At 64.1% G+C, this 11,105-nt stretch carries 13 protein-coding genes and 1 pseudogene; 12 read left to right on the top strand and 2 right to left on the bottom strand.

Annotated features, from left to right (window positions below; all coding sequences use genetic code 11):
• Positions 1-417 (top strand): annotated as a pseudogene (locus tag AC04SG_RS16760) (hypothetical protein); the annotation flags it as partial.
• 94 nt (positions 418-511) lie between these two features.
• Here AC04SG_RS16760 and AC04SG_RS16765 read toward each other — a convergent pair.
• On the bottom strand, positions 512-1,309 hold the full coding sequence (locus AC04SG_RS16765; RefSeq protein ID WP_488551939.1) for a lytic murein transglycosylase: 798 nt from the start codon (positions 1,307-1,309) through the stop codon (positions 512-514).
• 141 nt (positions 1,310-1,450) lie between these two features.
• On the opposite strand from AC04SG_RS16765, the gene AC04SG_RS16770 reads away from it, so the two are divergent.
• The 9 genes from AC04SG_RS16770 to AC04SG_RS16810 all read left to right on the top strand — a co-directional run bounded on the left by AC04SG_RS16770 (position 1,451) and on the right by AC04SG_RS16810 (position 9,668).
• Entirely contained in the window at positions 1,451-2,698 is a 1,248-nt protein-coding gene (locus tag AC04SG_RS16770; RefSeq protein WP_192254706.1) for a flavin monoamine oxidase family protein, read from the top strand.
• A gap of 90 nt (positions 2,699-2,788) precedes the next feature.
• Positions 2,789-3,886 (top strand): zinc-binding metallopeptidase family protein, encoded by a 1,098-nt coding sequence (locus AC04SG_RS16775; protein WP_488551940.1) that lies wholly within the window; start codon positions 2,789-2,791, stop codon positions 3,884-3,886.
• 64 nt (positions 3,887-3,950) lie between these two features.
• Entirely contained in the window at positions 3,951-4,550 is a 600-nt protein-coding gene (locus tag AC04SG_RS16780) for a DUF1236 domain-containing protein (protein WP_488551941.1), read from the top strand.
• Between the two features lie 388 nt (positions 4,551-4,938).
• The gene (sdhC, locus tag AC04SG_RS16785; protein ID WP_488551942.1) at positions 4,939-5,358 is read left to right on the top strand and encodes a succinate dehydrogenase, cytochrome b556 subunit; all 420 of its coding nucleotides are present in this window, start codon (positions 4,939-4,941) and stop codon (positions 5,356-5,358) included.
• Positions 5,358-5,753: a succinate dehydrogenase, hydrophobic membrane anchor protein gene (gene sdhD / locus AC04SG_RS16790; RefSeq protein ID WP_192254711.1), complete on the top strand. Its 396-nt coding sequence runs from the start codon at positions 5,358-5,360 to the stop codon at positions 5,751-5,753. The genes sdhC and sdhD overlap by 1 nt, the downstream gene beginning before the upstream one ends.
• Position 5,754: 1 nt before the next feature.
• A complete protein-coding gene (gene sdhA / locus AC04SG_RS16795; RefSeq protein ID WP_488551943.1) occupies positions 5,755-7,587 on the top strand; it encodes a succinate dehydrogenase flavoprotein subunit in 1,833 nt (610 codons plus the stop codon).
• Positions 7,588-7,589: 2 nt separating this feature from the next.
• Positions 7,590-8,027: a DUF3052 family protein gene (locus AC04SG_RS16800; protein WP_488551944.1), complete on the top strand. Its 438-nt coding sequence runs from the start codon at positions 7,590-7,592 to the stop codon at positions 8,025-8,027.
• A complete protein-coding gene (locus tag AC04SG_RS16805; RefSeq protein ID WP_112560055.1) occupies positions 8,027-8,806 on the top strand; it encodes a succinate dehydrogenase iron-sulfur subunit in 780 nt (259 codons plus the stop codon). The genes AC04SG_RS16800 and AC04SG_RS16805 overlap by 1 nt, the downstream gene beginning before the upstream one ends.
• A gap of 232 nt (positions 8,807-9,038) precedes the next feature.
• Positions 9,039-9,668, top strand: coding sequence for a YceH family protein (locus tag AC04SG_RS16810; protein WP_488552040.1), 630 nt, complete (start codon positions 9,039-9,041; stop codon positions 9,666-9,668).
• 227 nt (positions 9,669-9,895) lie between these two features.
• On the opposite strand, the gene AC04SG_RS16815 is transcribed toward AC04SG_RS16810, so the two are convergent.
• Positions 9,896-10,321, bottom strand: a complete 426-nt coding sequence (locus tag AC04SG_RS16815) for an OsmC family protein (protein WP_112560053.1) — start codon at positions 10,319-10,321, stop codon at positions 9,896-9,898.
• 220 nt (positions 10,322-10,541) lie between these two features.
• Between AC04SG_RS16815 and AC04SG_RS16820 the strand changes: the two genes are divergently transcribed.
• Both AC04SG_RS16820 and AC04SG_RS16825 read left to right on the top strand, forming a co-directional pair.
• Positions 10,542-10,751, top strand: coding sequence for a hypothetical protein (locus AC04SG_RS16820; protein ID WP_488551945.1), 210 nt, complete (start codon positions 10,542-10,544; stop codon positions 10,749-10,751).
• Positions 10,748-11,104: a YciI family protein gene (locus AC04SG_RS16825; RefSeq protein ID WP_488551946.1), complete on the top strand. Its 357-nt coding sequence runs from the start codon at positions 10,748-10,750 to the stop codon at positions 11,102-11,104. Before AC04SG_RS16820 ends, AC04SG_RS16825 begins: the two co-directional genes overlap by 4 nt.
• Position 11,105: the final 1 nt, after the last annotated feature.

The raw sequence follows: 11,105 nt of genomic DNA on the forward strand, positions 1-11,105 counted from the left end.
ATGGGCGTTTCACAAGAGCGCATGCCGGCCTTGTTCTGCCAGCGCCTTGGCGAAGGGATACGCAGCGGGCGGATCAGCTACTCCGACTTGAACCGGCTGCAGCTCGACCAATCGACCGAGATATGGCTGGTCATCAAGGGCAAGTCCAAAGCTGCGGCTACGGCCACGCCGGCGCCACGGAACCCCAACTTCCGTACCTGCAAAGGTACTGCAGGCATCTTCCAGGTTCCCGCTTCCCGGAAATGCCCGTTGAGCGGCTACGCGCAGTTCGACCAACCGACCAAAATCGATATGAAGGGCAGGCCAAAGGCGGCTCCTCCAACGCCGCGGAACTCCAAGTTCCGTACCTGCTCGAATCTTTACGGCGGCTTCTTCGAGGTTCCCGCTTCCGAGAAATGCCCCTTGGGCGGCGGCTAATTGAGAACCCAGGCGCTCGCCGCTCTTGGCATGCCATACGCACCGACAAAAAGCCCGGCACATGGCCGGGCTTTCCGTTGAATGGGATTGTCGCTCAACCGCCGTCGATTGCATCCGCGATCTGGGCGATGGCCTGCTGGTAGACGCTCGCCGAATTCCAGCCGGCAATGGCGCCCATATTTGCACTTGCACTGGCTCCCGCCCGCCAGCCATGGGCCTTGAGGAAGTTGGCGGTGGACGCCAGCGCGGTCGCCTTGTCGCGCAGGTTTGCGCTGCCGACGCCGTACTTCAGGACATTTCCGGGCAGGAACTGGGTATGGCCGATCTCGCCATGCGCGGCGCCGACCGACGAGGCGCTCAGCGCACCGCGATCGACCAGCTTCAGCGCCGCAATGGCGTGCGGGTAGAAGAACCCCGGACGGCGGCAATCATAGGCCAGCGTCAGGATGGCGGAGACCGTGTTCTGGTTGCCCAGGGAGGCACCGAAGCCCGTCTCCATGCCCCAGATGGCGAGCAGCACGCCCGGCGAGACGCCGTAATTGCTCTCGATCCTCTCGAACATTGCCGCGTTCGACTTCTTCAGCGCACGGCCCTTGGAAATGATCGCAGCCCCGCCACGGCGCTTCATGAAAGCGTCCACCGAGCCGCTGAATGCCTTGTGGATGGCGCGGTCGACGGAGATCGTCTTGGTCGCGTAGTTGGCACCGGCCAGAGCAGCCAGACCCTTCCCGCCGACACCCTCGGACCTGGCCTGTGCGGCGAAGTCCGACTTCCACGCGTCAAAGCCCGCGCCGGTCTTGCCGCAGCTGGCGGCCGCCTGCGCGCCCGTCGCCAGCGCAAATACCGCCACTGCCGCGGCCACAAAAACTCTTCCCTTGGCAAACAATGCCATGCTTCTCTCCTGATTGCCTGAATCACGTCCCGGTTGTGAACTTGCCAGTGAAACGCGCCATTGTCACCGTAGCCCCGGCGCCACGCTGGCCAATGCAGCGGAATTTGCCTACGATCAAGTGCTTATTGTGGCGGGGAAACCATGGAAGACGTTGATGTCGTCATCATCGGCGCCGGCTCAGCTGGCTTAGCTGCCGCCAGGACCATTCGTGCCGCAGGCCTTTCCTTCAAGCTGCTCGAAGCCATGGGCCGCATCGGCGGCCGCGCCTGGACCAGCGACCAGCATTTCGGCATCCCGTTCGACATCGGCTGCGCCTGGCTGCACGCCGCCGACCGCAATCCCTATTTTCCCGAAGCGCAGGCTGCCGGCTGGACGCTGCATCACCACGACATGAATGTCGACCATCTCTATTACCGCCAGCGCAAGGCGAGCGAGCAGGAGGAGGCAGAGATGAAGGCCGCCGATGCGCGGCTGTTCGAGCTGCTGGCCACGCATCAGGTCGAAGAGGGCGACGACGACCGGCTGTCGACGCTTCTGGCCAAGGGCCAGGCGCCGCGCGCCGCCGCCACTTTCGCCGGACCGATGGATTTCGGCGCCGACGAGGACGAGATCTCGATCCGCGACTTCCAGGCCGCCGCCGATCTCGACCCGAACTATTTCAGCAAAGAAGGCTTCGGCGCGCTGGTCGCCCGCTTCGGCGCCGACCTGCCGGTCGAACTGTCAACGCCGGTGCGCAAGATCCTGTGGGATGTGCCGGGCGTCGCCTGCGTCACCGATCGCGGCACCGTGCGCGCCAAGGCGGTGATCGTCACCGCCTCGCCGGCCGTCCTCGCCTTCGAGGAGATCGAATTCTCGCCTGCACTTCCCGACGCGCATTTTGGCGCCTTCTTCGACCTGCCGATGGGCATGCTGACCAAGCTGCCGGTGGAGATCCGCGGCACCAGGCTCGGTCTGGAGCCCTTCGACGACCTGTTGATCGAACGCATGGCCCGGCACGACATCTATTTCCTGTGCTTCCCCTTCGACCTCGACCTGATGGTCGGTTTTGTCGGCGGCGACTTCGCCTGGGAAATGTCGGCGGCGGGCGAGGCGGCCGGCATCGACTTCGTCGTCGACCGGCTGTGCGGCATTTTCGGCAGCGACACCAGAAAGCATGTGGCACGCGCCATGATGACCAATTGGGGTGGCGAGCGCTTTGTGCGCGGCGCCTATGCCGCGGCCCGTCCCGGACGCTCGGAGGCCCGCGCAACGCTAATGCAGCCGGTGGCGGACAAGATCTTCTTCGCCGGCGAGCATCTGGCCGGACCGCTGATCCAGACCTGCGGCGGCGCGCGCCTGTCGGGCGAGAACGTGGCGCGGCAGGTCGCCGCACGGCTGGCCGTGAAATAGCGTCGGAAAAGCGGAACGCCCGCCGGTCACTGGCGTTTTGGGCCGCGCGCCGCGCGTACCATATAACTGCCGTGACGATTTGAGGCCGAGATGAAACTGTTCGACTGTCCGCATTGCGGCCACCGGCTCTATTTCGAAAACGCGCAGTGCCTGAGCTGCTCGAACCTCGTGCTCTACGACCCAGAGCATGCGCGCTTCGCCCTGTCTGATATCGACGGCATCTTCCACTGCACCAATGCCGATGAATGCGCCTGCAACTGGATGGCCGAGCCGGGCCACCCCTTCTGCCGCGCCTGCATGCTGAATCAGCTGATCCCCGACCTCTCCGTCGACGGCAACCGCCGCCGCTGGATCCGCGTCGAGGCGGCCAAGAAGCGCGCCATCTATTCGCTGCTGGCCTTCGGCCTGCCGGTGGCGCCCAAGCAGAACCCCGGCGACGAGATCGGGTTGGCCTTCGACTTCCTGGCCGACCCGATCGGCGGTGGCCCCGGCGGCGAACGCATCCTGACCGGTCACGACAACGGCCTGATCACGCTCAATGTCGCCGAGGCGGACTCGGCCGAGCGCGAGCGACGGCGCGTCGAGATGGGCGAGAACTACCGCACGCTGCTCGGCCATTTCCGCCATGAGCTCGGCCACTATTATTGGGACCGGCTGATCCGCGATGACCCGCAACGGCTTGACGCGTTCCGGGCGCTGTTCGGCGACGAGCGCGCCGACTATGAGCAGGCGCTGAAGACCTACTACGCCAGTGGCGCGGCGCCCGACTGGCAGCAGAACCACATCTCGGCCTATGCGACATCGCATCCGTGGGAGGACTGGGCGGAGACCTGGGCGCACCATCTGCACATCACCGACACGCTGGAGATGGTGCACGCGTTGAACTTTCCGCTCGGCCAGCTGGAGACGATGGAGGCCAATGTGCTGCCGCAGGGCGACACAGGCGGCCGCCTGCAGCCCGCCCCAGCCGAGCCTGACGCCCGGCCCGAGCCGTTCGAAAAGATCCTCGCCCGCTGGCTGGTGCTGTCGGAAGCCTCCAACTCGATCAACCGCTGCATGGGCCTGCCCGACCTCTATCCCTTCGTCATTTCGGACGTGACGGCGCAGAAACTCGCCTTCGTACATGAGCTTCTGACGGGTTTGCCGAAAGAAACCGGAATAAATCGTGAGCCGGCACAGGCATTTTAGCCGGAACGCATAAGGCCCGGTTTCGTTTCGGCTCGCGAGGGACCAACGAAAACGGAGCGAAATCATGAGACGCATATTGTTTCCGGCCGTCGCCGGGGCGCTTGTCGCCATGTCGGGTGCGGCACTCGCCGATACCGCCGTCTCGGCCGTCACCGATCTTAACGTGCGCGCCGGCCCCGGCCCGCAATATCCGGTGATCGGCGTGCTTGCCGCCGGCCAGTCGGCGACGCTCAATGGCTGCATCGAAAACAGCAAATGGTGCACCATCGCCGAAGCCGGCGGCCAGGGCTGGGTCTATTCCGACTACGTGACGGCCGATTTCGGCGGCAACCGGGTCGTGCTGACGCGCCGCCCTGCCGACGCCGCCATCACCGTCGTTGCACCGCCGCAGGATGACTATCCCGACACCTATACCGGTGCGATCCTTTCCGACGACGGCCCCATCGACGCCATCGACAGGCCGCCGGCGGAAGTCGGCACCTATGTCAGCACGCACCGGCTCGACCCGGTCTATCTCGACGGCGAGGTGGTGACAGGCGCGACCTTGCCTGACACCGTCGAACTGCGCGAAATCCCCGATTACCGCTACCGCTATGTCTATGTGAACGGCCAGCCTGCGCTGGTCGACCCGCAGACACGGCGCATCATGTATGTTGTGCGCTGATCGAGTCCCCCGAAGGCGGTCCCCATCCGGCGGCCGCCTTCTCCCCGGTGTCGGCCTGGTCAGGCCGCTTGGAGCTGCTCTGTCGATCTCGGCCTTCCTGGCCTTGCTCCCGACGGCGAGGTCATTAGCTCGCCTGCATGTTCATCCAGAACCGCCGTCGCGGATCGATTATTCCGCACTGCAGCGAACGTTGCGCCGGCTTCGGGCCGGCCCCTAATCGATTGAAGCAATCGCCAGCCTTTTTGTCAGACTAAATGACGTTTCCAAAACGATTTTCTGGCTTTGACGCGGTGCAAAAAGAGCATTAGAAACCGGCTGTCTGAAGTCACACATGAAGGCGGCAAACGCCGCATTCCATTGCGGCTCCGGACTTCGAACTGGGGCAGCCATGAGCAAATCACCAGCCACCCGAACCGCCAGACGTGAACGGCCGCTCTCGCCGCATCTGACGATCTACCGCCCGCCGATCACCATGACGATGTCGATCATTCATCGCATCACCGGCGGCGCGCTGTATTTCGGCACGCTCCTGGTCGCGGCCTGGCTGATGGCGGCGGCGAGTTCGCAAGCGACTTTCGATTGGGTCAATTGGGCCTTCGGCACCTGGCTCGGCCGCCTCATCCTGTTCGGCTACACCTGGGCGCTGATGCACCATATGCTGGGCGGCGTGCGCCACCTCGTCTGGGACACCGGCGCCGGGCTCGAGAAACATACGGCATCGAAGATCGCCTGGACGACGCTCGCCGGCTCGGTTGCGCTCACGCTGCTGATCTGGGCCGCCGGCTATATGGCGCGGGGAGCCCTGTGATGAGTGGCAGCAACAACGACATGCGCACGCCGCTGGCAAAAGTCCGTGGTCTCGGCTCGTCCCACGAGGGGACACAGCATTTCTGGCGCCAGCGGCTGACGGCGCTCGCCAACATTCCACTGACACTGTTCTTCGTCGGCTTCCTCATCGCGCTCAACGGCGCCGGCTATACCGAGGTGCGGGCAGCGCTCGCCAATCCGTTCGTGGCGCTGGTGATGATCCTTTTCCTGATTTCCGGGCTTTACCATATGCGGCTCGGCATGCAGGTGATCATCGAGGACTATGTGATCAGCGAAGGCCTGAAGCTGCTGACGATCGCGCTCAGCACATTTTTCACCATAGCGGTCGGCGTCGCCTCGATCTTCGCCCTGCTCAAGCTCGCATTTGGAGGCTGAGTTGGCCAAGAACGCAATATCAGCCAACCCGGCTTACACCTTTGTCGACCACAAATTCGATGTGGTGGTCGTCGGCGCCGGCGGCGCCGGCTTGCGCGCCACGCTCGGCATGGCCGAACAGGGCCTGCGCACCGCCTGCATCACCAAAGTGTTCCCGACCCGCTCGCACACGGTGGCGGCCCAAGGCGGCATTGCCGCCTCGCTGTCCAATATGGGTCCGGATTCCTGGCAGTGGCACATGTACGACACCGTCAAGGGCTCGGACTGGCTGGGCGATGTCGACGCCATGGAATATCTGGTGCGCGAAGCGCCGGCCGCGGTCTACGAACTCGAACATTACGGCGTGCCGTTCTCGCGCACCGAAGAGGGCAAGATTTATCAGCGGCCGTTCGGCGGCCACATGATGAACTATGGCGACGGCCCGCCGGTGCAGCGCACCTGTGCTGCGGCCGACCGCACCGGCCACGCCATCCTGCACACGCTCTACGGCCAGTCGCTGAAGAACAACGCGCAGTTCTTCATCGAGTATTTCGCGCTCGACCTGATCATGGAGCCGGACGGCACCTGCACCGGCGTCGTCGCCTGGAACCTCGACGACGGCACCATCCACCGCTTCTCGGCCAAGATGGTGGTGCTGGCGACCGGCGGCTACGGCCGCGCCTATTTCTCGGCGACCTCGGCGCACACCTGCACCGGCGACGGCGGCGGCATGGCCGCACGCGCCGGCTTCCCGCTGCAGGACATGGAATTCGTGCAGTTCCATCCGACCGGCATCTACGGCGCCGGCTGCCTGATCACCGAGGGAGCGCGCGGCGAGGGCGGCTATCTCGTCAACTCCGAAGGCGAGCGCTTCATGGAACGCTACGCGCCGTCGGCCAAGGACCTTGCCTCGCGCGACGTCGTCTCGCGCTGCATGACGCTGGAAATCCGCGAGGGCCGCGGCGTCGGCAAGAAGAAGGACCACATCTTCCTGCATCTCGATCATCTCGATCCGGCGGTGCTGCATGAGCGGCTGCCGGGCATTTCGGAATCGGCAAAAATCTTTGCCGGCGTCGACCTGACCAAGGAGCCGATCCCGGTGCTGCCGACGGTCCACTACAATATGGGCGGGGTGCCGACCAATTACTGGGGCGAGGTGCTGAACCCGACGGCAGAGAGCCCTGATCAGGTGTCGCCCGGGTTGATGGCGGTGGGCGAGGCCGGCTGCGCCTCGGTGCACGGCGCCAACCGGCTGGGTTCGAACTCGCTGATCGATCTGGTGGTGTTCGGCCGCGCCGCGGCGATCCGCGCCGGCCAGGTCATCGACCGCAATTCGGCGATCCCCGCGCCCAATGAAGCCTCGGTCGAAAGGATCATGGACCGCTTCGACCGGCTGCGTCATGCCAACGGCTCGACGCCGACCGCCGTGCTGCGTGAAAAGATGCAGAAGGCGATGCAGGAAGATGCCGCCGTGTTCCGCACCCAGGAATCGCTGGAGAACGGCTGCAAGCGCATTTCGGAGATCTGGACCGAGCTCAAGGACGTCAAGGTCTTCGACCGTTCAATGATCTGGAACTCGGACCTGGTCGAGACGCTGGAGCTGGAAAACCTGATGGCCAATGCCATCACCACGGTCTACGGCGCCGAAGCCCGCAAGGAGAGCCGTGGCGCGCACGCGCGAGAGGATTTCTCGGCCCGCGACGACAAGGTCTGGCGCAAGCACACGCTGGCGCGGCTCAGCGAAGACGGCAAGGTGACACTCAGCTACCGTCCGGTGCACACCGAGCCGCTGCAGGCGGAAAAGGACGGCGGCATCAGTCTCGCCAAGATCGCGCCCAAGGCCAGGGTGTACTGACCATGGCGCTGGCGGCCTCGGGATATTCGAGTACGCCGCTTCAGGCCAAGCTTGGCCTGAAGGATGGGATGGTCGCGGCGTTCATCGCGCTGCCCGACGATCTCAGCGATCTCACGGAGGCCGCCGATTTCGCCCTGGTCGACCGGCTGGGCGACTGGTCTGACATTTCGGGAACGACCCTGAAATACGATGCCGTCCACGCCTTCACCCGGCAGCGCACCGAGATCGAGGATCGTCTCGGCGATGTCGAAGCGGCGATCAAGCGCGATGGCATGGTCTGGGTGTCCTGGCCGAAAAAGGCATCGAAAGTGCCGACCGATGTCACCGAAAGCGTCGTTCGCGCTGAAGCGCTGAAGCGCGACCTGGTCGACGTCAAGGTCGCTGCCGTCAACGAAATCTGGTCCGGGCTGAAGCTCGTCATCCGAAAGGACCTGCGGTAATGGTCGAACTCACGCTTCCCAAGAACTCGAAGGTGCAGCCGGGCAAGACCTGGCCCAAGCCGGAGGGCGCCACCAACCTGCGGGAATATCGGATCTACCGCTGGTCGCCTGACGATGACGAGAACCCGCGCATCGACACCTATTTCGTCGACATGGACGATTGCGGACCGATGGTGCTCGACGCGCTGCTCTACATCAAGAACAAGATCGACCCGACGCTGGCCTTGCGCCGCTCCTGCCGCGAAGGCATTTGCGGCTCCTGCGCCATGAACATAGACGGCTCCAACACGCTGGCCTGCACCAAGGGCTGCGACGATATTTCCGGCGCCGTCAAAGTCTATCCGCTGCCGCATATGCAGGTGGTCAAGGATCTGGTGCCCGACCTCACCAATTTCTACGCCCAGCATGCTTCTATCCAACCCTGGCTGCAGACGGTTTCGCCGATGCCGGCCAAGGAATGGCTGCAAAGCCATGAGGACCGCGAAAAACTCGACGGGCTCTACGAATGCATCCTGTGCGCCTGCTGTTCGACCTCGTGCCCGAGCTACTGGTGGAATGGCGACCGCTATCTCGGCCCGGCAACGCTGCTGCAGGCCTATCGCTGGCTGATCGACAGCCGCGACGAAGCCAAGGGCGAGCGGCTCGACAATCTCGAAGACCCGTTCCGGCTCTATCGCTGCCACACCATCATGAACTGCGCCCAGACCTGTCCGAAGGGGTTGAACCCGGCCAAGGCGATTGCCGAAATCAAGAAGATGATGGTGGAGAGAAGGGTTTAGGCCTGGCGGGCCGCTCGCGGCGATCTCGGACGCAGCGATCCTTCGCGCCCCTCTGTCCTGCCGGACATCTCCCCCACAGGTGGGGAGATTGGCTGTCATCCCGTCGTTCGCCAATCTCCCAGGTTGAAGGATGGCGCGCTGTCGGCGAAGCTGGCGATCTCCCCCATGTGGGGGAGATGTCCGGCAGGACAGAGGGGGCTGTGCCGACAGCCTCAGAAAGGATTGCAACCCAATTAGCGCAGACCTTCCCATCCTTAATCCCGTCGAAGCCCGCGTTCTCGGCTGCCTGATCGAAAAGAAGGAGCTGACGCCTGACGTCTATCCGCTGACGCTGAATGCGGCACTTGCCGCAGCCAATCAGAAGACGGCGCGCGAGCCTGTCATGGCGCTGGAGCAGACGGAGGTGCACCGCGGGCTGAAGCTGCTCGAGCAGAAGGGTTTGGTGCGGCTGATGTTCGGCTCGCGCGTCGAGCGCTATGAGCATCAGATGGCGCAGCGCTTCTCGCTGACCACACCGCAGACCGCCTTGCTCGGGCTGCTCCTGTTGCGTGGACCGCAGACGGCGCATGAGCTCCTGGCGCGAGCTGAGCGCATGGCGCGTTTTTCTTCAATCGAGAATCTGCGCGCCGAACTCGACATGCTGATCGGCCGCCGGCCGCCGCTGATCCAGGAAATCCCACGGGGGCCAGGCCAGCGCGAGGACCGCTACGTGCATCTGCTCGCTGGAGCGGTGGACGTCGCAGCACTATCGGTACAGCGCAGCGCGCAAGCCATGCCTGCTTCCGACCTGGAAGAGCGCGTGAGGGTGCTGGAAGAAGATGTTGCCGCGCTGCGCGCCCGGCTCGAAGCGCTGGGCGGGTAAGATTTCCGAAGTTAGCGCTGCCCCTCATCGCCCTGCCGGGCACTTCTCCCCGTATAGTGACGGGGAGAAGGAGGCCGGCCGCAACCGTGACGCATTTCTTGCAACGTTAGCGGTTGGCGAAACCGTCGATAACAGCATCCCTCGCCCCGTTTACGGGGAGAGGATGGCGGCAGCCAGGTGAGGGGCGGCGCTGACGGCGAAAGTACGGTGCAGGCCCTGCCGGCCCTTCACCCCAATTTCGCGTCGAGTGACACCTTGATGGCCCCGAGCGCCTTCGAGACCGGGCATTCGGCCTTGGCCTTTTCGGCCAATTCCTTGAACTTTGCGGCATCGATGCCGGGCACCTTGCCGACCAAAGTGATGGCGCTGCCGGTGATGCCGGTGCCGGGCACCAGGGTCACCACCGCCTTGGCGTCGAGTTCGGTGGCCGGCGTGCCGTTCTCGGCCAGGAAATGCGATAGCTGCATGGCGTAGCAGCCAGCGTGCGCGGCGGCGATCAACTCTTCGGGATTGGTGCCGGATTTGCCGCTCTCGTCCTCGAAACGTGCCTTGAACGAATAGGGCGTGCCCTTCAAGGCGCCGCTCTGCGTGTCGAGCGTGCCGTTGCCCTCCTTCAGATTGCCTTTCCAGACGGCGTTTGCGGTACGGTCCATAAAATCCTCCTTGATTGCAGCGATAGCGCCGGCCTGGCGGCGTTCCCTTCAACTATAGCGCGGCGGCAGGGGAAGACCACCGCGCTGTTTTGGCGTGACTGCGGCGCCGCCGAGCCCTGCCGAATCTTTTTGAAAAAATCTGCGTGCAAAAATGTCGACTTGCATCTGCGCCGACCGTCCTGCGGGCGGCCACGGATTCTCGTGGCGGATGGAGGTACCCATGAACAATCTGTTTTCTGCCCATTGGAGCGGCCCCGACGGAAGGCCGCAGGACATCGATTGCTCGCGACCTTCCGGCTTCGGCCGGCTGCTTTTGGCGATCGCCATCGTCGGCCTTGCGGTCTGCGTGCTCGACCACGTCTCCGCCGGCAAGGCTGCAACCGGCACGCCGATCGCCTATGGTCCGTCCGAGCAAGGGAGCTGGAAATGAGATATGTCTGTCTGGTCTATGGCGAGGAAAAAGACCTCCATGCCATGACGCTACAGCGTCTGGCGAAGCTCGACGCCGATTCGATGGCCTATGACCGGTCGCTGGATCAGCAAGGCAAGCTGATCATCGCGCAGGCGCTGCAATCGGTGAAGACGTCGAAGACGGTCCGGCGGCGCCAGGGCAAGCGGTTGATCACCGACGGCCCCTTCGCCGAAACCAAGGAGCAATTGCTTGGTTTCGTCATGATCGAGGCCGATACTCTCGATGCGGCGCTGGAGATCGCCGGCGAGATTCCTCTGGCCGAAATCGGTACCATCGAGGTGCGGGCGATCTACGACGTGCCAGGGTCATAAG

The sequence above is a fragment of the Mesorhizobium sp. CNPSo 4684 genome (genome assembly GCF_057784315.1).